General features: G+C 65.1%; 20 protein-coding genes. 9 read left to right on the forward strand and 11 right to left on the reverse strand.

The genetic code is table 11. The annotated features are described in order from the left end of the window. Nucleotides 1-9 precede the first annotated feature (9 nt). From ACLGL5_RS16790 to ACLGL5_RS16810, 5 genes are read left to right on the forward strand one after another with little or no spacing between them, the layout of a single operon-like run. Nucleotides 10-1,086: a Gfo/Idh/MocA family protein gene (locus tag ACLGL5_RS16790; RefSeq protein ID WP_069091598.1), complete on the forward strand. Its 1,077-nt coding sequence runs from the start codon at nt 10-12 to the stop codon at nt 1,084-1,086. Beyond that, complete coding sequence (locus tag ACLGL5_RS16795) at nt 1,086-1,904, forward strand: sugar phosphate isomerase/epimerase family protein (protein ID WP_069091599.1); 819 nt, start codon at nt 1,086-1,088, stop codon at nt 1,902-1,904. Before ACLGL5_RS16790 ends, ACLGL5_RS16795 begins: the two co-directional genes overlap by 1 nt. After that, nucleotides 1,904-2,737: an alpha/beta fold hydrolase gene (locus ACLGL5_RS16800; protein WP_019856789.1), complete on the forward strand. Its 834-nt coding sequence runs from the start codon at nt 1,904-1,906 to the stop codon at nt 2,735-2,737. Before ACLGL5_RS16795 ends, ACLGL5_RS16800 begins: the two co-directional genes overlap by 1 nt. Next, nucleotides 2,734-3,456, forward strand: a complete 723-nt coding sequence (locus ACLGL5_RS16805) for a ribulose-phosphate 3-epimerase (RefSeq protein WP_019856790.1) — start codon at nt 2,734-2,736, stop codon at nt 3,454-3,456. The genes ACLGL5_RS16800 and ACLGL5_RS16805 overlap by 4 nt, the downstream gene beginning before the upstream one ends. Continuing rightward, the gene (locus ACLGL5_RS16810) at nt 3,453-4,472 is read left to right on the forward strand and encodes an ROK family protein (RefSeq protein WP_019856791.1); all 1,020 of its coding nucleotides are present in this window, start codon (nt 3,453-3,455) and stop codon (nt 4,470-4,472) included. Before ACLGL5_RS16805 ends, ACLGL5_RS16810 begins: the two co-directional genes overlap by 4 nt. Before the next feature lie 70 nt (nt 4,473-4,542). Here the strand turns inward: ACLGL5_RS16810 and ACLGL5_RS16815 are convergent, their stop codons facing one another. Next, nucleotides 4,543-5,871 carry a dicarboxylate/amino acid:cation symporter gene (locus ACLGL5_RS16815; RefSeq protein WP_019856792.1) on the reverse strand — a complete coding sequence of 443 codons (1,329 nt, stop codon included), beginning with the start codon at nt 5,869-5,871 and terminating at the stop codon, nt 4,543-4,545. A gap of 294 nt (nt 5,872-6,165) precedes the next feature. Between ACLGL5_RS16815 and ACLGL5_RS16820 the strand changes: the two genes are divergently transcribed. The 3 genes from ACLGL5_RS16820 (at nt 6,166) to ACLGL5_RS16830 (ending at nt 9,858) form a co-directional block, all read left to right on the forward strand. Further along, complete coding sequence (locus tag ACLGL5_RS16820) at nt 6,166-7,986, forward strand: sensor histidine kinase (RefSeq protein WP_069091600.1); 1,821 nt, start codon at nt 6,166-6,168, stop codon at nt 7,984-7,986. Further along, a complete protein-coding gene (locus ACLGL5_RS16825; RefSeq protein WP_038645200.1) occupies nt 7,983-9,368 on the forward strand; it encodes a sigma-54-dependent transcriptional regulator in 1,386 nt (461 codons plus the stop codon). Before ACLGL5_RS16820 ends, ACLGL5_RS16825 begins: the two co-directional genes overlap by 4 nt. Before the next feature lie 67 nt (nt 9,369-9,435). Continuing rightward, on the forward strand, nt 9,436-9,858 hold the full coding sequence (locus ACLGL5_RS16830) for a GNAT family N-acetyltransferase (protein ID WP_019856795.1): 423 nt from the start codon (nt 9,436-9,438) through the stop codon (nt 9,856-9,858). Here the strand turns inward: ACLGL5_RS16830 and ACLGL5_RS16835 are convergent. The 9 genes from ACLGL5_RS16835 to murA form a co-directional block, all read right to left on the reverse strand. Then, complete coding sequence (locus tag ACLGL5_RS16835) at nt 9,855-10,970, reverse strand: anhydro-N-acetylmuramic acid kinase (protein ID WP_069093348.1); 1,116 nt, start codon at nt 10,968-10,970, stop codon at nt 9,855-9,857. The genes ACLGL5_RS16830 and ACLGL5_RS16835 overlap by 4 nt on opposite strands. A gap of 10 nt (nt 10,971-10,980) precedes the next feature. Further along, nucleotides 10,981-12,000 carry a serine hydrolase domain-containing protein gene (locus ACLGL5_RS16840; RefSeq protein WP_064983273.1) on the reverse strand — a complete coding sequence of 340 codons (1,020 nt, stop codon included), beginning with the start codon at nt 11,998-12,000 and terminating at the stop codon, nt 10,981-10,983. Continuing rightward, a complete protein-coding gene (locus tag ACLGL5_RS16845) occupies nt 11,997-13,745 on the reverse strand; it encodes an ABC transporter ATP-binding protein (RefSeq protein WP_069091601.1) in 1,749 nt (582 codons plus the stop codon). Before ACLGL5_RS16845 ends, ACLGL5_RS16840 begins: the two co-directional genes overlap by 4 nt. Beyond that, nucleotides 13,742-14,581 carry an ABC transporter permease gene (locus ACLGL5_RS16850; protein WP_069091602.1) on the reverse strand — a complete coding sequence of 280 codons (840 nt, stop codon included), beginning with the start codon at nt 14,579-14,581 and terminating at the stop codon, nt 13,742-13,744. The genes ACLGL5_RS16845 and ACLGL5_RS16850 overlap by 4 nt, the downstream gene beginning before the upstream one ends. Continuing rightward, entirely contained in the window at nt 14,581-15,540 is a 960-nt protein-coding gene (locus ACLGL5_RS16855; protein WP_069091603.1) for an ABC transporter permease, read from the reverse strand. Before ACLGL5_RS16855 ends, ACLGL5_RS16850 begins: the two co-directional genes overlap by 1 nt. Nucleotides 15,541-15,574: 34 nt before the next feature. Then, the gene (locus ACLGL5_RS16860; RefSeq protein WP_069091604.1) at nt 15,575-17,092 is read right to left on the reverse strand and encodes an ABC transporter substrate-binding protein; all 1,518 of its coding nucleotides are present in this window, start codon (nt 17,090-17,092) and stop codon (nt 15,575-15,577) included. A 173-nt stretch (nt 17,093-17,265) separates the two neighbouring features. Next, nucleotides 17,266-18,189: an N-acetylmuramic acid 6-phosphate etherase gene (gene murQ / locus ACLGL5_RS16865; RefSeq protein WP_038645216.1), complete on the reverse strand. Its 924-nt coding sequence runs from the start codon at nt 18,187-18,189 to the stop codon at nt 17,266-17,268. Between the two features lie 170 nt (nt 18,190-18,359). Then, nucleotides 18,360-19,238, reverse strand: a complete 879-nt coding sequence (locus tag ACLGL5_RS16870; protein ID WP_069091605.1) for a glucosamine kinase nucleotide-binding domain-containing protein — start codon at nt 19,236-19,238, stop codon at nt 18,360-18,362. Next, a complete protein-coding gene (murA, locus tag ACLGL5_RS16875; RefSeq protein ID WP_038645220.1) occupies nt 19,235-20,491 on the reverse strand; it encodes a UDP-N-acetylglucosamine 1-carboxyvinyltransferase in 1,257 nt (418 codons plus the stop codon). Before murA ends, ACLGL5_RS16870 begins: the two co-directional genes overlap by 4 nt. A gap of 164 nt (nt 20,492-20,655) precedes the next feature. Between murA and ACLGL5_RS16880 the strand changes: the two genes are divergently transcribed. Next, nucleotides 20,656-21,516 (forward strand): MurR/RpiR family transcriptional regulator, encoded by an 861-nt coding sequence (locus ACLGL5_RS16880; RefSeq protein WP_069091606.1) that lies wholly within the window; start codon nt 20,656-20,658, stop codon nt 21,514-21,516. A 4-nt stretch (nt 21,517-21,520) separates the two neighbouring features. On the opposite strand, the gene ACLGL5_RS16885 is transcribed toward ACLGL5_RS16880, so the two are convergent. Then, nucleotides 21,521-22,876, reverse strand: coding sequence for a glutamine synthetase family protein (locus ACLGL5_RS16885; protein WP_064983262.1), 1,356 nt, complete (start codon nt 22,874-22,876; stop codon nt 21,521-21,523). Nucleotides 22,877-22,995 lie beyond the last annotated feature (119 nt).

The following is a 22,995-nucleotide window of genomic DNA, read 5'->3' on the forward strand; positions in this document are numbered from 1 at the left end:
AACGAAACGATGATCAAGAAACAAGACAGACGCCTCAGGGTCGGTGTGCTCGGCTGCGGCCCGATCGCACAGTTCGCGCACCTGGAATCCTGCGCCAAGGCCGGCAATGCCGATCTCTACGCCATCTGCGATGCGGCTCCCGACCTGCTCGCCCGCATGGGCGCCACCTACGAGCCGCAAAGAATGTATGCCGACTATGACGCCATGCTCGCCGATCCTGAGCTGGAGGCGGTGGTCGTCGCCACCTCGGATGCCTATCACGTGCCGATGTCGATCAAGGCGCTCGACGCCGGAAAGCATGTGCTGTGCGAAAAGCCGATCGGCACTTCGGTCGAGGAGGGCGAGGCGCTGGCGGCGGCGGTGAAGCGTTCGGGCAAGGTGCTGCAGGTCGGGCACATGAAGCGCTTCGATCCGGCGCTGGAGGCCGCGCGCGACTTCGTCCGTGACGAGATGGGCGAGGTGCTGGCGCTGAAGGCCTGGTATTGCGATTCCACCCATCGCTACACCAACACCGATGCCGTGCAGCCGCTGCCGGTCACCAGCAAGCTGGCGAGGAAACCTTCGGGCAACCCGAAGGCGGACCTGCGGCAATATTTCATGCTGGCGCATGGCTCGCATCTGGTCGACACGGCGCGCTTCCTGTGCGGCGAAATCACCGCCGTGCGCGCCCGTCTCAATGAACGCTTCGGCGCCTATTGCTGGTTCGTCGAAACCGAATTCGCAAGCGGCGCGCTCGGCCATCTCGACCTCACCGTCGCCGTGCGCATGGACTGGCATGAAGGCTTCCAGCTTTATGGCGAGAACGGTTCCGTTATCGCGAAAACATTCAACCCCTGGTACTTCCGCGCCAGCGAGGTCGATATCTTCCATGAAAAGGATGCGACCTCGCGCAAGCCGCTCGGCGCCGACGGCCATTTCTTCCGCCGTCAGTTGGAGGGTCTTGCCGATACGGTGCTGACCGGCGCGCCGATGCGCGGCGCCAATGTCGAGGACGGCATCGCCTCGATCCGCGCCATGGTGGCGATTGCCCGTTCTGTCGAGACAGGCGAGCGGGTCGAACTCGCCTCGGTTTCGGGTGCGGTCTGATGCGCCTCGGCATTTTCGCCAAGACTTTTCCCGGCACCGACCCGAGCGCCGTGTTGCCCGCGGTGAAGCAGGCCGGATATGAGACGACGCAGTTCAATCTCGCCTGCGCCGGCCTGCCGTCAATGCCGGATGCCGTCCCGGCGGATGCCATCGAGTCCATCCGTGCTGCAGTGCAATCATCAGGCGTCTCGCTTGCAGCCCTCTCGGGCACCTACAACATGGCGCATCCCGACAGATCGGTGCGCGACGATGGCCTTCGCCGTCTTGGTGTGGTCATCAAGACGGCTGCATCCCTCGGCATCCCGCTGGTCACGCTCTGCACCGGCTCGCGCAATATCGCCGATCAATGGGCCTATCATCCCGAAAATGCCACCCCCTCCGCCTGGTGCGACATGGCTGCCGAAATGGGCAAGGCGCTGGCGCTGGCCGAGGATGCCGGCATCGATCTCGGCATTGAGCCCGAGCAGGCCAACATCGTCACTTCGGCGAGCGACGCGACGCGCCTGATCGCCGACATGCGCTCGAAGCGACTGAAGATCGTGCTCGATCCGGCCAATCTGTTCGAGTACGCCACGCCAGACGAAGCGCGTACTATCGTCGCTGCCGCGGTCGGCGAGGCCGCCGGGCACATCGCCATGGCGCACGCCAAGGATCGGCATGGTGATGCCCGCTTCGCCACGGCTGGACAAGGCATCGTCGACTTCCCGGATTTCGTCGCGCGGCTGAAGGCCGTGGGTTTTGGCGGTGCGCTCGTCACGCACGGGCTGTCCGCTGATGAGGCCCCTGAAGTCGCCGCCTTCCTGCGGGGGTTGCTCTGATGAGCGCCGCGCCGACGATCCTGCTGCGCGACGACGCCGCGCTTCGTGTCTTCGACACAGGGCAGGGCAGGCTTCCCGTCGTCTTCCAGCATGGCCTCGGCGGCGACGCCAATCAGGTGGCGCAGAACTTTCCTGACCAACCATCATACCGCCGGCTGACCGTCGAATGCCGCGCGCAGGGCGCCTCCAGCGCCGGCAGCAGGCGTCCGTTCTCGATCACCATGTTCGCCGACGATGTGCTGGCCGCCGCCGATGCGGCCGGCCTCGACCGTTTCGTAGCCGGCGGCATTTCCATGGGCGCGGCTATTGCGCTGCGGCTTGCTGCTCGCCATCCGGACCGCGTGCTTGGCCTGGTGCTGGTGCGACCTGCCTGGGCCTTCGATGCGGCACCGTGCAACATGCGCCCCTATGTCGAAGTGGCGGAACTTATCCGACGGCTCCCCCTCGCGGAGGCCCACGACGCCTTCGCGTCCTCCGCGACATCAGCCCGCTTTCGCGCGGAAGCGCCGGACAATCTTGCTTCGCTGCTCGGCTTCTTTGCGCGTGAAAACGCGACGACCTTCGCCGAGGTGATGCAGGAGATCGCCAATGATGGGCCTGGCGTGACGCAGGCGGCAGCCGCTCGCCTCGCAATTCCCTCGCTGGTCATCGGCAGCGGCATCGATCTCGTCCATCCCCTGGCGACCGCCCGCGAACTCGGCGAGACCATCCCCGATGCCGCCTTCGTCCAGGTGACGCCGAAAGCGGCTGACAAGGATCGCCATTTCGCCGAAATCCGCGCCGCTATCGGCGGCTTTCTCGACAGACATTTCAACAATCAGGACCAATCATGACTTCAAAGCCCCCGTCAGGCCCGGCGGCAATAGCCGCATTGCCGCGCGATCGCTTGATCGCCGAATTCTCGCTCTGGTCGGCCAATCTCGCCAATTTCGAGAGCGACCTCAGGCGCATCGAACCCCATGTCGATCTGCATCACATCGATGTGGCGGACGGCCATTTCGCGCCGTCCTTCCTGTTCTTCCCCGATCTCGTCGCCCGCATCGCCGGACTGACGGCCAAACCCATCCATGTCCATTTGATGGTCGATGCCGCAATCGTCGAGGCACAGACGCGCCAGTTCATCGAGGCCGGCGCCGACATGATCAGCGTCCATGCCGAGAACGGCGAGGCAGGATTGCGCGCCGTGCGGCTGGCGCGCGAACTCGGCGCCGAAGCGGGCGTCGTGTTGCGGCTTGAGACGCCGGTCGAGGCAGTGAAGCCTTTCGTCTCCGAGGTCGCCTTCGTCACGCTGCTGGGAACCGCGATCGGCGTGAAGGGCCAGAGCCTGTCGGACAAGGCATGCGACAGGCTGGGGGCTGCCCGCGCTATCCTGCGAGGAGCCGGCCGTGAGGCAGAAGTGGTGCTTGCCGCCGACGGCGGCATCCGCCACGAGACCGTGCCGTTGCTGCGTGCCGCCGGTGCGCAGACCGTGGTTCTCGGTTCGCTCGCCTTCGGCGACAAGGATCTCGCCGGCCGCATCGGCTGGCTGCATGGGCTGAAGGTCGCGGCATGAGCACTGAAGCCGCCCTCGCGATCGATCTTGGTGGCACCGAGCTTCGTGCCGCGCTGGTCGATCGTGACGGCAAGATCCTGGCCTTCGCCGCCGTGCCGACGCAGGCTCAGGCCGGACCTGACGTGGTGATCGGCCAGATCGAGGCGCTGGCCGCGACCGTGCATGCCGAGGCGCCGGGCCTCGCCATTGTCGGCGTCGGCGTCGGCGCGCCGGGACCGCTCGACCCGCTGGCCGGCATCGCCGTCGGACCGCCGACACTTGCCGGCTGGCAGGATGTGCCGCTGGCCGACATCCTCGAGCGCCGGCTCGGCCTGCCGGTGCGTCTGGAAAACGATGCCAACGCGGCCGCACTCGGCGAATGGCGCTTCGGTGCCGGCCATGGCGCCCGCTCGCTGGTCTTCGTTACGGTTTCGACCGGCATCGGCGGCGGTGTCGTTGCCGACGGGCGCATCTTGCACGGCCGCCGTGGGCTGGCCGCCGAGATCGGCCATATGACCATCACCAACGAGGGCGAGCGCTGCGTGTGCGGCGTCGTCGGCTGCTTCGAGGCCATCGCCTCGGGCACGGCACTTGGCCGTCGCGCCAACGCCGCGACATCGGCCTTTGACGGCTCGACGTTGCGCCGCCTCTCGGCCAATGCCGAGGTCACCGGCCGCCACGTGGTTGAGGCGGCGCGGCTGCAAGACGACCTCGCTCTGGCCCTGCTGGAGGAAGAGGCACGCTGGCTGGGCGTCGGCTTCACCAATCTCTTGCACCTTTACTCGCCCGACGTCCTGGTCGTTGGCGGCGGCATCGCCAATGGGCTCGACCTGATGCACCCCGTTATCGAGGCGACCATCCGGCAGCGCGCCATGCGCGCCTATCGCGACGTGCCGGTGGTGCAGGCCCAGCTTGGCCGCCACGCCGGGCTGGTCGGCGCGGCCAGCCTTGTCCTGTTCGACGATGGCAGCCTGGCAGCCCGCATGCCCGTCGGTCCAAGCACGTTCCCGGAAGCGCGGAGGGATTTCAATGGCTGACATGTCACGTTAGAAAAGCGGCCGGAGGCATCACCGCCTCCGGCCTTTTTCATGCCATTCGCTGCGCCAACTATTCGGCGGGAACAATATCAGCCGGCAGGCTGTCGTCGGCCGTGCCGGCCAGGGCTCTCGCCAGCTTTGCCTCGTCGAGTTCACCTTCCCAGCGGGCGACAACCAGCGTGGCGACGGCATTGCCGATGAAGTTGGTCAGCGCCCGGCATTCCGACATGAAACGGTCGACGCCGAGGATCAGCGCCATGCCGGCGACCGGCACCGAAGGCACGACCGAAAGCGTCGCGGCAAGGGTGATGAAGCCGGCGCCGGTGATGCCGGCGGCACCTTTCGAGGACAGCATCGCCACCAGCAGCAGCAGGATCTGGTCGCCCATCGACAGATGGATGTTTGTCGCCTGCGCGATAAACAACGCGGCCAGCGTCATGTAGATGTTGGTGCCGTCGAGGTTGAAGGAATAGCCGGTCGGGATGACCAGGCCGACCACCGAGCGCTTGGCGCCGGCCTTCTCCATCTTCTCCATCAGCGAGGGCAGGGCCGCTTCCGACGAGGAGGTGCCCAGCACCAAGAGCAGCTCTTCCTTGATGTAGCGCAGCAGCGCCAGGATGGAAAAGCCATTGTAGCGGCAGACCGCGCCGAGCACGACGAAGACGAACAGCAGCGACGTCGCGTAGAAGGTGCCGACCAGCATGGCGAGGTTGATGACCGAACCGATGCCGTATTTGCCGATGGTGAAGGCCATGGCGCCGAAGGCGCCGATGGGGGCGGCCTTCATCAGCACGCTGACCAGCTTGAACATCGGCGCCATCAGCGCCTGCAGGAAGTTGAACACCGGTGCGCCCTTGTCGCCGACCAGCGCCAGCGCGATGCCGAACAGCACCGAGAAGAACAGTACCTGCAATATGTCGCCATCGGCGAAGGCGCCGACGATCGTGCCGGGGATGATGTTCATCAGGAAGCCGGTGACCGACTGGTCATGCGCCTTGGCGGCATAGGTGTTGACGGTCGAGGCGTCCAGCGTCGCCGGGTCGATGTTGAACCCGGCGCCCGGCTGCACGACATTGGCGACGATGAGGCCGATGATCAGTGCCAGCGTCGAGAAGGTGAGGAAGTAGAGCATCGCCTTGCCGGCGACACGGCCGACCTTCTGCAGGTCACTCATGCCGGCAATGCCCGTCGCCACCGTCAGGAAGATCACCGGGGCGATGATCATCTTGACCAGCTTGATGAAGGCGTCGCCGAGCGGCTTCATGCTTTCGCCGATCGACGGATAATAGTGGCCGAGCAGGATGCCGACGGTGATCGCCACCAGCACCTGCACGTAGAGTTGGGCATAGAGGGGCTTGCGCTGCGCGGCAGCCGCGCCCGATTGGTCTGCGATGTGCATCGAACTCTCCCTGGCCGGATGGACGGAACCCGCCCTGCGTGACTTCTCCCATCGCGGCGTTCCGGTCGCCCGCCGCTGGCAAGGGGTTTTGCAAGCGCTGTGCCAAATCGGGGGAAGCCCGGAATGCCGGGATTCCGGGCTTTGTTCGGCGTCCTGCGGGGGAAGCGTGTGCGGATTTCCGCACACGTGGCATTTGCCTGGGCGGAATTTCGCATTAGAGTGGCGGGTTCTAGGAAAAGGAGAGGGCAGACGCCGCAGACAGGCACCGATAGCGGCTCCGCAGCCGGTCGTGAAATGCTGCGCGAGGCGGTGGCGCGGCTGCGCGATGGCCGCTGGCTTGTTGTCGTCGTCGCCCTCGCGATCCTGGCAGGCGCGATCGCCGTCGCGGGGCGCATCGCCACCGGCCAGGCGACCAATGACCTGCGCGATGGCGCACTTGCCGCCTTGCCGCTGGCGGCGGGAACGCTGACCGGCGAAATCGAAAAACAGCGTCTGGTTCCCTTGGTGCTGGCGCGCGACGATGCTGTGCGCGGGGCGCTGCGCCGGGCCGGGACGATGCAGGAAGCGGCCCTCAACGACAAGCTCAAGGCGATATCAGGCGACGCCTCGGCGTCCGCCATCTATGTCATCGACACGGCGGGCATCGCGATATCGGCCAGCAATGCCGGCGAGCCGACCAGCTTTGTCGGCATCGACTATAATTTCCGCCACTATTTCAACGAGGCGATGGCAAAGGGTTTGGCCAGCCAGTATGGGCTCGGCACGATCAGCGGCCGGCCGGGACTCTATCTTTCGAGCCGCGTCGACGACAACGGCAAGCCGCTGGGCGTCGCGGTGCTGAAGGTCGAGCTTGACGGCGTCGAGGCCAATTGGCGCTCCAGCGGGTTTCTCGTTTTCGTCACCGACGAACGCGGCGTCGTACTGGCCACCAGCCAGCCCGAGTGGCGGTTTCATGCCCTTGCGCCGCTTTCGGCGGAGGACGCCGCCGCTGCCCATGAGCAGCTGCAATTGCCGGACGCCGGTTTCGAACCTCTGCCGATACGGCGAGGTGCCGGCGATGGCCTGGCGACTGTCGACGGCCCCGGCAAACCGCGCCAGTTTGTCGAGGTGGTGCAGGATCTGCCCGGTGCGGTTCCCGGCTGGCGCCTTTGGCTGCTGACGCCGGCGGATGCGGCTCTCTCGTCCGCCGCCAACACGGCGCGGCTGACGACGCTGCTCGGGCTGCTGCTGACCGGCCTGCTAGCCTACGTATTCACAAGGCGCCGCCGCACACGCCGTCTGCGGCAGGAGGCGCTGGCGCGCATGAATGCCGAGCTTGAAAGCCGGGTCAGCACACGCACGGCCGAGCTGACCCGCTCCAACACCGCGCTTGCCGGCGAAATCGCCGAGCGCGAAAATGCCGAGGCCAAGGTCCGCCGGCTGCGCGACGATCTCGCTCAGGCCAACCGGCTCTCCATCCTCGGCCAGATCGCCGCCGGCGTGGCGCATGAGATCAACCAGCCGGTCGCCGCGATCCGCACCTATGCCGAGAATGCCTGCCGCTTCCTCGAAACCGGCAAGACCGAACCGGCGAGCGGCAATCTGAGCTCGATCGTCTCGATGACCGAACGCATCGGCGCCATCACCAACACGCTGCGCACCTTCGCCCGCCGGCCGGGTGTCGCCGCTTCGCCGCTGCCGGTGCGCGAGGCGATCGACGGCGCGCTGTCGCTGCTCTCCGGCCGCATCCGCGATTCCGGCGTCACCATCGTCAAGCCGCAAGGCGACGCGTCGCCGATGGTGATGGCAAGCCGCATCCGGCTGGAGCAGATCCTCGTCAACCTCTTGCAGAACGCGCTCGACGCCACGAAGGACCAGCCCGATCCCCGCATCGACATCGACCTCGCCGAACGTGGCGACAGAGTGCTGATTTCGGTGCGCGACAACGGCCCCGGCCTCGGGCCGGAAGCGGCCGGCAATCTGTTCATGCCGTTCCAGACCACCAAGGAGAAGGGGCTCGGCCTCGGGCTGGTGATCTCGCAGGAGATTGCCCAGGAATTGGGCGGCACTTTGCGGCTCGATCCCGACAGCGCCAAAGGCGCGTCCTTCACCATCGATTTGAGGCGAATTGAATGAACGAGGGATCAGGGCGGGTGGCGCTCGTCGACGACGATGCGGACCTGCTTCATGCCACCACGCAATTGCTCGAACTTGCCGGCTTCACCGTGGTGGCGCGCGATGCCGCCGAGGCCGCGCTTGCGGTCGTCGACAGGGACTTCGACGGCGTGGTGGTTAGTGACATCCGCATGCCGGGAATGAACGGGCTGCAGCTGTTCGATCGTATCAAGGCGATCGACCCTGATATACCGGTGATCCTGGTCACCGGGCATGGTGATGTCGATCTTGCTGTCGCCGCGCTCAAGGACGGTGTCTACGATTTCATTCCAAAACCCTATGCCGGCGATCGCCTCGTCGAGGCGCTGAGAAGGGCGTCGGAGAAGCGGCGGTTGGTGATGGAGAACCGGCGGCTGCGCGAGGCCGCCGCGCTTGCGGCCGACGGCCTGCCGCTGATCGGCGAGGCGCCGGCCATTCGGCGGTTGCGCGAGACCTTGCGCCAGATCGCCGACATGGATGTCGACGTTCTGGTGGAGGGGGAGACGGGAACCGGCAAGGAGGTGGTGGCCGACCTCCTGCACCGGTGGGGCCGGCGTCGTTCCAAACCCTTCGTGGCGCTGAATTGCGGCGCCTTGCCGGAGACCGTCATCGAAAGCGAACTGTTCGGCCACGAGGCCGGCGCGTTCACCGGCGCGCAGCGGCGACGGATCGGCCGCGTCGAGCATTCCAGCGGCGGCACGCTGTTTCTCGACGAGATCGAATCCATGCCGCCGGCCCTGCAGGTCAAGCTGCTGCGGGTGCTGGAAACACGCAGCCTCACCCCGCTCGGCTCGAACGAGACAAGGCGCATCGATTTACGGGTCGTCGCGGCAACCAAGGTCGATCTCGGCCGGCAGGACCAGCGTGGCGATTTCCGCGAGGACCTCTATTTCCGCCTCAACGTGGTGACGCTGCGCATTCCGCCGCTGCGCGAGCGGCGCGGCGACATTCCAATGCTGTTCGGCCATTTCCTCGGCAAGGCAGCGGAACGGTTCGGCCGTCCTGTCGCCAAGGTGAATGCCGCGGTCAGCGATCATCTCCAGTCGCATGCCTGGCCGGGCAATGTCCGCGAACTTGCGCATTTCGCTGATCGCGTCACACTCGGTCTTGGGCCTGATGACGAGACGAAAGCTGTTTCCCCGCAATCGGCGGAGCCAGCCGCCTCGTTGCCCGAACGCGTGGGCCACTACGAGGCGCAGCTCATCCGTGACGCGTTGCGCGACCATGGCGGCGATGTGCGCAGCGCCATCGACGCGCTCGGCGTGCCGCGCAAGACTTTTTACGACAAGCTCAAGCGCTACGGCATTGCCGCATCCGAATTCCGCAACGGCGGCGATCCGCACCCTGTTCGGGAGCAGACATAGAAATTGCGCAAGAGTCTCCTGCTCCGTAACCCTTCATCCCATCCAGCCGAGCTTTCCGGAAAGAGCCATGCACACGACACTCGAAACAACGGCAAACCCCTTGCCGGAGGACCTTGCCTTTCTTGCCGAACGGCTGACGGCGTTCAATGACGGCGATGTCGGCCCGTCCGAAAAAAAGGCGCTCGCTGTGTTCGTGCGCGACGAGGATGGCGCAGTCGTCGCCGGCATTTCGGGCTACACCGCCTGGGGCTGGCTCTACGTGCAATGGCTGTGGGTTGATGAAAGGCTGCGCGGTCAGCACATGGCCGGCCGGATGCTGGACGCGGCCGAGCAGGAAGCCTTGGCGCGCGGCTGCAACAACGCCTGGATCGACACCTTCAATCCGAACGCCGCCAAGGTCTACCAGCGCCAGGGCTATCAGCCCTTCGGCACGCTGGCCGATTTCCCGGTCGGACGCAGCCGGATCTTCCTGCGGAAGAAACTGGCTTAACCGGCCAGCTTTCCGCCGCGCATCGGCTGCGGCGCGCCAGTGGTGCTTGGAAAGCTGATCGGCAGGCCGCGCAGCACGCGCACCGCCAGGAAGGCAAAACACTCGGCCTCCACCGCGTCGCCGCTCCAGCCTAGGCTTTCCGCCTGCACCACCTCGACGCCGGCGCGGCTGGCGAGCATCGCCATCATCGTCGGATTGTGCCGGCCACCGCCGCTGACCACCAGTTTCCTGGGCCGGCTTGGCAAGAGATCAAGCGCCTTGCCGACGGCGCCGGCGGTGAAGGCGGTGAGCAGGGCGGCACCGTCCTCGGCATTGAGGCCGTCGGCCATGGCGGCGCCGAAATCGAAACGGTCCAGCGATTTGGGGTAGGGCTTGCTGAGATAAGGATGCTGCAACAGCTTGGCGAGCCGGGCCTCATCGACCGTTCCCGCACGGCCAAGGGCGCCATCGCGGTCCATGTCGCCGAGCCCCTTCGATTTGATGAAGTCGTTGAGCGGCGCATTGGCCGGTCCGGTGTCGAAGGCGACGACATTGTCGGCGCCGTCCCACCAGGTGACGTTGGCGACGCCGCCGAGATTGAGCACGGCCACTTCGCCGCTGGCGCCGGCGCTGCGCATCAGCGCGGTGTGATAGGCGGCGGCCAGGGGCGCGCCTTGCCCGCCGGCGCGCATGTCGGCCGAGCGAAAGTCATAGGCGACCTTGGTGCCCAACAGGGCATGCATCAGCTCGCCGTCACCCAATTGCCGCGTCTGGCCGAGTCGTCCCACCTGCGGCGCGCGATGCAGCACCGTCTGGCCATGAAAGCCGACGACGCCGATATCGGCCATCGTCATGCCGTAGCCCTCGACCAATTCCTTCACCGCCGCCGACTGGGCACGCGTCAGCGCTTCCTCGGCCTTGCGGAAGATCGCCGGTTCCGGCCCGACAAAATTCCAGGCCCGCGCCGCCGTCAGCGTCTCTTCCAGCAGCGAGCGGATCGACGGGGGATAGGGCATCAGCCGGTAGGTGCCGAAGTCGTCGATGCGCTCGCCATCGGTCTTGATCACCGCGACGTCGATATTGCCGTCAAGCACCGTGCCCGTCATCAGGCCGACGGCCCAGATTGGTTCCATCATCTAGCTCCTAAAGTCCGTTGACGAGATCGCCGACCGTCTGCCGCAGCGGGATGATTCCGCTGTCGAAATGACGTGTCGGATGGATCCGGTTGGTGAGCAAGGTCCAGGCCTTGCCGCTGTCGAAATCGATCCACAGTCCGGTGCCGGTAAAGCCGGTGTGGCCGATCGTTCCCAGCCTGCACAACTTCCCGCCGGACCAGCCGTCATAGGGGCGCTCCCATCCATGGGTGCGGGTGGCGGAAAGGGGTGTGCGCATCAGCGCGATCGACCGTGCGGAAGCACCGCTGCCGTCCAGCAGCCCTTGTGCGAAATCCAGCACCGAAGCTGCCGTGCCGAACAGCCCGGCATGACCGGCGCCTTGCAGCGCCGAGCAATTGTCGTCGTGCACCTCGCCGGACAGCACGCGATGACGCCAGGTGCAGTCCTCGGTCGCCGCGGCGATATCCGGCTCGGTGGACCAGGCAAATCCGGGGCCGGGATCCATGTCGCGGATGGTCTTGCCCGACAGCCGCTCGAGCGCGAAACCGAGCAGGATGAAGTTGATGTCAGAGTAAACGGGGTCACGGGCTCGCCATTCGCGCTGCAGGATGAAGGCGCGCAGCAATTCGGGATCGCGCCCGTAGGTGTAGATCGGTTCGACGGCCGGAAACGGCGTCTGATGGCCGAGGCACTGGCGAAACGTCACCTTCCGCTCCCACGCCGATTGATCGTACTGGCGAAGGTCGGGCAGCACCGAGATTAGCGGCGCGTCGAGATCGATGACGCCGTCCTCCGCCAGCGCCAAGATGCGCGGCGTGGTGAAGATGACCTTGGTCAGCGATGCCAGGTCGAACCAGGTTTCGACGGTCATTGGACGCTGCTTGGGCACGAGTTGCGCCGAGCCGATCGCCCTGACGATGCGGTGGCCATTGCTGTCGACAATGCCGAGCACGCCGCCGGGAATCCGCTTGGCAGCCACTGCGGCTTCCAACGGTGCGAACGCGCGGTCGAAGAGCTGTTGAAGATCGGCCGAAAGAACTGAAGTCACGCCTCAACCCTCGCCATATGGTCGCTCCCGAACCGCTCCCACAGCGCCGGCGCCGGCTCGAAACCCTGCGGGCGCACGAGCGAGGGAACCTGGCGTGTGTCGATCTCGAAATGCTCGCGCCGCCGGTCGATGGTCGGAACCGCTGCGATCAGTTTCTTCGTATAGGAGTGCTTCGGCTTCGACAGCACCGAGGCCGCATCGCCGATCTCGACGATCTGGCCGGCATAGATGACGGCGATGCGGTGCGCGATCCGCTCGACCACTGCCATATCGTGCGAGATGAAGAGATAAGCCAGCCCAAATTCGCGCTGAAGCTCGACCAGCAGCTCCAGCACCTTGGCCTGCACCGAGACATCGAGCGCCGACACGGCCTCATCGAGAACGACCACGGACGGGTTGAGCATCAGCGCACGCGCGATGCACAGCCTCTGCCGCTGGCCGCCGGAGAATTCATGCGGATAGCGCTCCAGGCTATTCCTGGGCAAGCCGACGCGTTCCAGCAGGCTCGCCATTTTGGCGCGTGTCTCGGTGTCCACACGACCACCGTTCGCGATCACCGGTTCTGCCAGGATGCTCTCGATGGCCAGCCTCGGATTGAGCGAGGCATAGGGATTCTGGAACACCATCTGCACGGGCTTGGCGCTGCGCTCGGCCGAAGCCTTTCGTGCGCCGATCGAGAAGCTGCCGCGCGTCGAGCGCACCAGCCCAAGCACCGCCTTCGCGGTGGTCGATTTGCCCGAACCGCTCTCGCCGACGATGGCCAAAGTCTCGCCCGGCATCAGGTCGAAGTCGACGCCATCGACGGCATGCACGGCGCCGGTGGCGCGGCTGAAGAAATTGCTCTTGAGGGGAAACCGCACCACCAGTCCGTCGACCTTCAAGGCCGGTTCTGCGTGTGGATCCTTGTCGCGTTGTCCGTCCGCGCGGGTCGCGCCTCCCCTCGCAAAATGCGGCACATCCTGCAGCAGATGCTGGGTGTAGGGGTGCCGCGGCCTGTCGAGGATCTGGTTCAGCTCGCCTTGCTCCACGGCCTGCCCGTTCTGCATCACCATGACCTTGTCGGCGATGCCGGCAACCAGGCCGATATCGTGGGTGATGAAGATCACAGACATGCCTGTTTCGCGCTTCAACTCGGCCAGCAGCGCCATGATCTGCGCCTGCACGGTGACGTCGAGCGCGGTGGTCGGCTCGTCGGCGATCAGCAGGCGCGGATTGCAGGCGAGCGCAATGGCGATCATCACCCTTTGCAGCATGCCGCCCGATAGCTGGTTTGGCGTGTATTCCAGCCGCCTTGCGGCATCGGGAATGCGCACGCGGTCGAGCGCATCTTTGGCCGCCGCCGTGGCTTGCCGGCCGGTCAGTCCGCGGTGCAGCCGGAACGATTCCTCGATCTGCGAACCGATGGTCAGCACCGGGTTGAGCGAGGTCATCGGCTCCTGGAAGATCATGCCGATTTCGGCGCCGCGAATGCCGCGTAGCTGCGGTTCGGCGGCGCTCGTCAGGTCGAAGAGACTGCCGTCGGCCCGCTTCAGCTTCATCGCGCCGCCGGTGATGCGGCCGCCGCCGAAATCGATCAGCCGGTTGATCGACAGCGCGGTGACGGATTTGCCGGAGCCGCTTTCGCCGACAATGGCCAGTGTTTCGCCATCGGCAAGGTCGAAGCTGATGCCGCGCACCACTTCATTGGCTTGCGGATCGCGGCCGAAGCCGACGTGCAGATCGCGAACCGACAACAGCGGCGTCATGCCGGCGCCCTCCGCATCCTGGGGTCGAGGATATCGCGCAAGGCGTCACCCAGCAGGTTGAAGCCGAGAATGCTGATCATGATGGTCAGTCCTGGAAAGATCATCAGCCAGGGCGCGGTCTCCATCAGATTGCGGCTGTCGCTCAGCATCAGGCCGAGCGAGGCGGCGGGCGGCTGCGTGCCCAGCCCGAGGAAGCTCAGGCCGGCTTCGGTGAGCAGCGCCCAGGCCAGCGCCAGCGTCACTTGCACGGTCAGCGGCGCCACCAGATTGAGCAACAGATGGCGCGTGACGATGTAGCTCGAACTGCTGCCGAAGGTGCGCGCGGCATCGACGAATTCGCGGGCCTTGAGCGAAAGGGCAGGGCCGCGCACCACGCGCGTGAAGATCGGCGTGTAGACGATGCCGATGGCAACGACGCTGGTCCAGGTGCCTGGCCCGGCGACGGTGACAATGAGCAATGCCAGAAGGATCGCTGGGAAGGCCAAAAGCACATCCATGATGCGCATCACCACGCCGTCCCAGCGGCGTCCGAGCCAGGCTGCCGCCAGCCCCAGCACGGTGCCGGCAAAAGTCGCGAAGGCCACCGAGAAGAAGGCGACCGTGAAGGATTGGCCGATGCCGGCCATCAGCCGGCTGGCCACGTCGCGGCCGAACAGGTCGGTGCCCATCCAGTAGGCGCCATTGGGTGCGTGCAGCCGGTCGACGCGGAACTGCGTGATCGGATTGTGCGGCGTCAGCCCGAACAGGCCAAGGATGGCGATCAGCAAATAGACGCTGACGATGACGCCGCCGATACGGCCGCTGCCATGGCCGAAGATAGCGCACAGGGTGCGCATCACTGTTCTCCCAGCCGGATGCGCGGATCGAGCCCGACATAGGCGAGGTCGACCAGGAGATTGACGATCATGAAGTTGAAGGCGATGAACAGCACAGCGCCTTGCACCAGCGCGTAGTCGCGCTGCAGGATGGCGTCGAGCACCATGCGTCCGAGGCCGGGCAAGGCATAGATCTGCTCGACGATGACGGCGCCGCCGAGGAGATAGCCGAATTCAATGCCACTCAGCGTCACCACCGGGATCAGCGCATTGGGCAGCGCGTGCCGCCAGATGACGCTGCGCGCCGAAGCGCCCTTACTGCGCGCGGTGCGCACATAGTCGTCGCTCAAAACGTCGAGCATGGCCGAACGCGATATGCGCGTGACCGACGCGGCGAAGGCAAAGCCGAGCGTGATCGCAGGCAGGATCAGCTGGCTGAGATTGCGCAAGGGATCCTGCCAGAGCGGCGCGAATTCGCCCATCGCCGGCAGCACGCCGAAGCCGGCCGACAGCGTGTAGATGATCAAGAGGCCGAGCACGAAGCTCGGCGTCGACTGGCCGATCATGGCAACGATGCGCACCCCAAGATCGGACGGTTTTTCGCTATGCGTGGCGGCGTAGATGCCGGCCGGCATGCCAACGGCAAGCGCGATGGTCATCGACAGCAGAGCCAGCTCCAGTGTCAGCGGAAAGCGTTCGAGGATGACGTCGAGCACCGGCCTGCCATAGGTGACCGAAATGCCGAAATTGCCGTACAGGATGCCGCCGATCCAGCGCCAGTACTGGACGAACCAGGGCTGGTCGATGCCGAAATAGGCGGCGAGCGAATCCCGCTGTGCCGGCGTCAGCAGCCCGGCTTCGGTGCCCAGCATCGCCGTGATCGAATCGCCCGGTACCATCCGGATCGCAACGAAGACCAGGATGGACACGCCAAGCAGGACGAGAGGAAACGTCGCCAGTCGTCGCATCAGATAATTCACGCGAAGAAGTCCTCTCGTCCAATGCCTGCCGAGGCTACTGCTGGATGGTAACCTTGCTCAGGCTGAACAGAGTGCCCGTCGGCGTCGGCACGAAGCCGGCGATGTTCTTCTGCTGGGCCGTGTAGCTATAGGAGGTGTAGAGCCAGATCCACGGCGACATCTCGGCGAGGTGCTTCTCGAATGCAGCGAAGATCGCCTTGCGTTTGGCCGGGTCGGTCTCGGCGCGCCCCTGCTGCATCTGGCTGTCCAGCGTGTCGTCGATGTAGTTGGCTACCTTCTGCAGATTGCCGGCCTTGGTCCAGTAGCGGTTGTACATGGTGTAGGGGTCGGCGCGGCCGCCGTTGAGCGCGATCGCCATGTCGAAATCGCCCTTCAGCCAGGCGTCGACATAGACGTTGAGCTCCATCATCTTGATGTCGAGCTTGACGCCGATTTCGGCGAGCTGTGACTGGATGACCTGGGCCTCCGCAGCCGCCGTCGGCGGCTCGCCGGTGGCGCCGATCACTGTTGCCGAAAAGCCGTCGGCAAAGCCGGCCTCGGCCATCAGCTTCTTGGCCTTTTCGACATCGCGCTTGTAGCAGAACAGCTGGGTCGGATCGGTGGCGAGCGCCGGGATGGTCAGCGGTCCGGTGACCTTGCCTTCGCCGAGCGATGCGGTGTCCAGCACCTCTTGCCGGTCGATGGCGCAGGAGATCGCCTGGCGCACCTTGAGCTCGGTCATCGGCTTGCGCGACGGGTTGAGCTGCAGCACGTGATAGGCAAGCACCGGTACGCGATTCAGCTGCAGGCTGGCCTCTTTCGGCACCAGCGTCGCGACCAGCGGGTCGTTGAGCAGGGCGAAATCGATCTGCTTGGTGCGCATGGCGGCCAGGATCGCCGCTTCGTCGGGCAGCACGCTGATCTCGATGCCGTCGACACCGGTAGCACCCCCCGCCCAATCCTTGTTGGTGCTCAAGACTTCCTTGGCGTTGGGGTCCCATTTGTCGAGCTTGAACGGGCCCGAGCCGACCGCCTTGGTGCCGATCGAGCCGGCCTTTATCTCGGCTGCGGGAACGATGGCCGCGTTGACGTCGCTCATCGCCGTCAGGATCGGCACGTCGGGCTGCGACAGATGGAATACGACGGTGGCCGCATCAGGTGTGTCGATGCTGGCGATCGACAGGAAATTGGCGCGGGCGGCCGCGCCCGTCTTCTCGTCGAGGATGCGCTCGAACGAGGCTTTGACGTCAGCGGAGGTGACGGCCTTGCCGTCCTGGAATTTCGCCTTGGGATCGAGCTTGAAGGTCAGTTCCTTGCCGTCCTTCGAGAATTCCCAGGAAGTGGCGATTGCCGGAATGATCTGCAGGCTGGCATCGACGCGCACCAGCGGCTCATAGATCAGTTCCAGGAGCCGCAGCGACGAGAAGGCCGTTTGCTTGTGCGGATCAAGCCCGGTGGCGTCCTGCGACCACGCCATGTGCAGCGTCGCGGCCTGCGTCGAAACCACAGCCATGCCGAGCATCGCGGCAACCGTGATGCCCGACAGCAATGTTCTTGTGAGATGCCTTGTCATTTTCGTCTCCCATTATGATTTGACTTGATGCCTTGCAGTTTCCGCCGACCGCTTCCAAGACACACATGCTTCGGAGTATCGGCCCAGTCTATGCGGCTTCACGCCGTCTTGTCTAAAGCGGCTTCTTGCCGTCTTGTCTAAAGCGGCTTGTTGCCGTCTTGTCCCGGGCGGCTTCATGCCGTCCCATCGCCGATTGCCTTTCGCAGGAAGCCTCCGGCCTTGCCGAGGGCAGTTCGCGCCGCCTCGACATCAAGGCCGGTGATCGTCACCAGTATCGCCAGCTTCACGTCATTGTTTGTCAGATGGAGTGCTTGTTTGGCCTGCTGCGCCGAACACCCGGCGGTCTGCATGACGATCCTGGTTGCCCGCGCCACCAGCTTCTTGTTGGACGGGTTGAGGTCCACCATCAGATTTTCATAGCTCTTGCCGATGCGGATCATCGAGGCGGTGGTCAGCATGTTGAGCACCAGCTTCTGCGCGGTTCCCGACTTCAGCCGAGTCGATCCGGTGAGCACTTCCGGGCCGACGACCGGCGAGATGGCGATGTCGGCGATGCCGGCAATGGTCGATGCCGGATTGCACGACAGGGCAACCGTGGTTGCTCCGACCTGCTTGGCATAGTTCAGTCCGCCGATAACGTAAGGCGTGCGCCCGCTGACCGCGATGCCGACCACCACGTCGTTGCGTACTAGTCCGATCTCCTGCAGCACCTTCGCGCCCATTTTCGGATCATCCTCGGCGCCTTCCGTCGACCGCACCAAGGCGTCCGGACCGCCGGCGATCAGGCCGATCACCATGCCCTCGGGCACGCCGAAAGTGGGCGGACATTCCGAAGCGTCGAGAACGCCGAGCCGGCCACTGGTGCCGGCGCCGATATAGATCAGTCGTGCGCCCTTCTGGAAGGCAAGAACGATCCGGTCGACGGCCGCGGCGATTTCCGGCAGCACCTTTTCAACAGCAGCCGGGACAAGCCTGTCCTCATCATTGATCTTGCGCAGCACGTCGATGGTCGGCAGCAGGTCGATATCCATTGTCCGCGGGTTGCGGCCTTCGGAAACCAGCAGGTCCAGCTCAGACATCAAACCTTGCTCGGTCATTCCAGCGCTTTCAAAAATTCTGCTGCCGGCGTCCGGCATGGCTCAACGGGCGCCAGGGCACACGGACGTCTGATCCGTAATCACAGTCTTTCTTTGTTAACTTTCTAGAATTTGATATTCGTATCGTCAACAGGAGATTGGAATATTTTATTCCTATCTCTTTGCTAAGCCTACAATACGCGGGGCGATCTCTTGGCAAGGATGATCGCGCCGGATACGGCGTCGCCGTCGGCGGGCTTCAGGCGGCGCCTTACATCGGGCGAAAGCCACGGTTCGAGCGGGCTGGCGAGGCCACCCAGCAAGGTCACGCGAGGCGCGCCTTTTTCGAACAGCACCCGCACCAGCGTGTCGATCTGCTCGGCGGCATTTTGCACGATGCGCCGCCCGGCTGGATCGCCCTGGTCGGCATGGCGCATGACCATCGGCGCCAGAGCGGCGTAATCCGTGGCGCTGGCGCGATCCATCCAGGCGACCGCCGCCATCGGGTCACCCTCGAAACGTTGCATCACCTCCGCCAGCAGCGCCGTCCGCTCGTGCCGGCCGTCATGACCGCGCAACGCCATTTGCACGGCTTTCAGCCCAAGGTGGGCGCCGCTGCCTTCGTCGGAGATCGGAAAGCCGTAACCGCCGACGCGCAGGTCACGCCCCTCGACAAAGCCGAGGCCGATCGAACCGGTGCCGGCAATGACGATGGCGCCGTCCTGACCGGAATGCGCGCCCAGGCAGGCGCCGACGCCGTCGCTGACGAAATCGATGCTGGCAAACGGGTGCGCGATTGCCCGCAACGCCTCCAGCGCGCCCTTGCGGCCAATGCCGGCAAGCCCGATGCCGGCGTGGGTCCGAGCGATTTCGGTCGGTCCAAAGCCAGCCTCCTCGATCGCCGCGCCAAACGCTTTGGCAATCGAGGCCCATGCCGCGTCAATGCCAAGCCGCGTCGTCGCCGGGCCGGACAAGCCTTGTCCCAGCACGTTGCCGTCCGCGTCTTCGATACGAGCCCGGCAGCCGGTGCCGCCGCCATCGACGCCGAGAAGATAGTCAGCGCCGCTCATGCGCTCAGCCGCTCGATGTCGGCGCCGCAAAGGCGGAGCTTGCGGTCGAGTTGCTCATAGCCACGGTCGAGATGATAGACGCGGTTGATAATCGTCTCGCCTTCGCTCACCAATGCCGCCAGCACCAGCGACACCGAAGCGCGCAGGTCGGTGGCCATCACCTGCGCGCCATGCAGCTTCTCGCCGCCGCGCACCAAAGCCATTGTGCCTTGCAACTTGATGTTGGCGCCGAGCCGCATCAGTTCGGGCACATGCATGAAGCGGTTCTCGAAGATGGTTTCGCGCAGCAGCGACGCACCCTCGGCGCAGCACATCAGCGCCATGAACTGCGCCTGCAGGTCGGTCGGAAAGCCCGGATAGGGTTCCGTCGTGAGATCGGCGGCCTTGAGCGGCCGCTCGCGCGACACGATGAGCCCGCGATCGCCGGGCCAGACGCTGACGCCGGTGGCTTCCAGCAATTGCACCACCGAGGCCATGTGCTCGAGCCGGGCGTGTGTGAGCTCAAGCTGGCCGCCGGTGATCGCCGCGGCGATCGCATAGGTGCCGGCCTCGATGCGGTCCGGAATGATGTCGTGCCGGGCCGCGTGCCAACCGGTGTCGCCGGCGATCAGGATGCGGTGCGTGCCGGCGCCTTCGATGCGTGCGCCCATGGCGTTGAGGCAAGCGGCGAGATCGGCCACCTCGGGCTCGCGCGCCGCGTTGAGGATCTCGGTTTCGCCCTTGGCGGTGGTTGCCGCCATGATGGCGGTTTCCGTTGCCCCGACGGACGGCGAGCTGAGCACGATGCGCGTTCCGGTCAGCCCGTTCGGCGCCGAGGCGACGATCAGGCCGTTCTCGACGGCGATCTTGGCGCCGAGTGCCGCGAGTGCGGCGACATGCATGTCCACCGGCCGCGCACCGATGGCGCAGCCGCCCGGCAGCGAAACCCGGGCGTGGCCGAACCGGGCGAGCAGCGGCGCCAGAACGAGCACCGTCGCGCGCATTTTGCGCACCGTGTCATAGGACGTTTCCTTCGAAACGGCGGCATTGGTGTCGATCGTCGCGGCATGGGCCGATCGCGTCACGTCGGCGCCGTGAAGCCGCACAACGCCCAGCATGTTCTCGACATCGGTCACATCAGGCAAATTGGTCAGTTCGAGCGGGTAGGGGCTGAGCAGGGCGGCCGCGATCTGCGGCAAGGCAGCGTTCTTGGCGCCGGAAATGGTGACCGCGCCTTCCAGTCTTCGTCCGCCGACGATCCGCAATCTGTCCATGGCTGAACCCTCGTATGGCGAAAGCCGGGCGGCGGTCCGGTCGCTCCGGAAGAGCCATTCGATTCCCGAACCTGGCCGGTTCGAGAATTAATTCTGCGTTCTTGGCTGTCAATCGAAATTGGAATATTTTATTCCTCCGAGCGCCGAAGCGCTGCAGAGGGTCCATGTCCGTTCTCAAGAAGATCAATGCGAAGCTCGACGGCATGGCGCCAGGCGATCGCGAGATCGGCCAGTACATCGTCGACAATCCCGACCAGATGCTGCGCCTGTCGACGGCAGCGCTTGCCGCCGAGATCGGGCGCAGTCAGTCGAGCGTCGTCAAGTTCAGCCAGAAGCTCGGCTATGCCAGCTACCAGGAGCTCAAGCTCGCCGTCAGCGAGGCCAAGGCGCAGGACTGGCAGGTGCCGGCCGGCGTCATCCATGGCTCGATCGAGGTCGGCGACACCTATCCGGTCATCCTCAAGAAACTGATCGGCAGCAAACTTCTGTCGATGCAGCAGACCGTCGCCGCCAACAGCGAGCGCATCATTTCCCGGACGCTGGAGCTGCTGGATGGCGCGCGCCGCATTCATCTGGTCGGCGTCGGCGCCTCGTCGCTGGTGGCGCGCGATTTCTCCTACAAGCTGATGAAGCTCGGCCGCAACGTGCTGCATGACAGCGACAGCCACATCCAGATGGCCAATGCCGCGACGCTCGGGCCTGGCGACATTTTGTTCGCGCTCTCCTATTCCGGCGCCAGCATAGAAACCTTGCGCATCGCCGAACTCGCCGCCAAGCGCGGGACGACGGTGATCGCCGTCACCGGCCTGCACGACAATCCGCTGAGCCGGGTCGCCGACATCCGCCTCTACACCATCGCCGACGAGGAGCGCGCGCGCTCCTCCTCCATCACCGCGCGCGATGCGCAGCTGACGCTGACCGATCTGCTGTTCATCCTTTTGCTGCAGAAGCAGCCCGACGCCAACGACTATGTCCACAACAGCGAAGCGGCGGTCTCGGTGCTGAAGGCCGAGCGGTCCTCGTAAGGTCTCAGACGCTTTCGAGATAGGTCTCGATCTCGAAATCGCTGACGTTGAGAGCAAACGTATTCAACTCCTGGCGTTTGCAGGCGACGAAGGAGTCGCGCAGGATCGCCGGGAAAATCTCCGCCACATGTGTCCCGCTTTCGAAGGTGGCGATCGCCGAGGCCCAGTCCGGCGGCAGCTTGGCTGGTGCCGCGCCTTGGCCGTCGCTCCCGGTCGGCTCGCCCGGCGACATCTGCCTTTCGATGCCGATCAGGGCCGCGCCCAGTATGGCAGCAAGCACCAGATAGGGATTGGCATCCGCGCCTGACACGCGATGCTCGATGCGGCGCGCCCCGGTCGGGCCGCCGGGAATGCGGATCGCGACCATGCGGTTCTCGTAACCCCAGGCGACCGCGGTCGGCGCATAGGAACGCGGGCGGAGCCTGCGGTAGGAATTGAAGTGCGGTGCGAACACCAGCGTGCTCTCGGCCATCGCCGCCAGCAGCCCGCCGACCGCGTGGCGCATCGTTTCCGAGCCCTGATCGGTGCCGTCGTCGAACACATTGCGCCCTTCGGCGTCGACAAGGCTGAAATGGACGTGAAAGCCGTTGCCGGCGCGGTCGCCATAGGGCTTGGCCATGAAGCAGGCGGCAAAGCCGTGCTTGCGGGCAATGCCCTTCACCGTGCGCTTGAACAGCACCGCGTCGTCGGCCGCCCGCAGCGCGTCGGCGACATGGTTTAGATTGATCTCGAACTGGCCGACGCCATTTTCGGCAATGGCCGTGTCGACCGGAATGCCTTGCGCCCGGCAGGCTTCGTAAACGTCATGAATAAAGGCTTCGAAATCGTCGATCTCATCGATCGACAGCGCTGCGTCGGAATCGAGACGCCGCCCGGTGACCGGTGACACCGGCCCGACCGGCCGCTGCGATTGCGGATCGACCAGATAGAATTCGAGTTCGGTTGCCGCGACCGGGGTCAGGCCGAGCGCCTTGTAGCGGTCGAGGATGCGGGCCAGCGCCCGCCGGGGATCGCCGAGATAGGGCGCGCCGCTTTCATCGGCGAGCCAGAGCGGGACAAGTGCCGTCGGATGCGCCGTCCAGTCCACCGGCAGAATGCCGCGTCCCGTCCATTGGCAGAGGCCATCGGCATCGCCGGTCGAGAAAACCAGACTGTTGCCTTCGATGTCCTCGCCCCAGATGTCGAGCCCGATCAGCGAATAGGGCATGCGCAGCTTGCCTTCCAGCGCCTTGCGGGCCTGCTCCACGGGTATGCGTTTTCCTCGCATGACGCCGTTGAGGTCGCACACCGCCGCCCTCAGGCTCTGTATGTCGCTTCTGCTTTCAAGCCAGCTCAGAACGTCCGCAATTGCATCGCTCAATTTTAAAACCTCTGGTTTTCGAAGGTGCCCAAGCCCTGCCGGCTGCGCTATCCCTGGTAAAAATGCTTGTGAGTTTTCGGAAAGCCTATCCAGCCACTGCCGGATATTTTTCCTTATTT

Source organism: Mesorhizobium sp. U510, assembly GCF_059180695.1.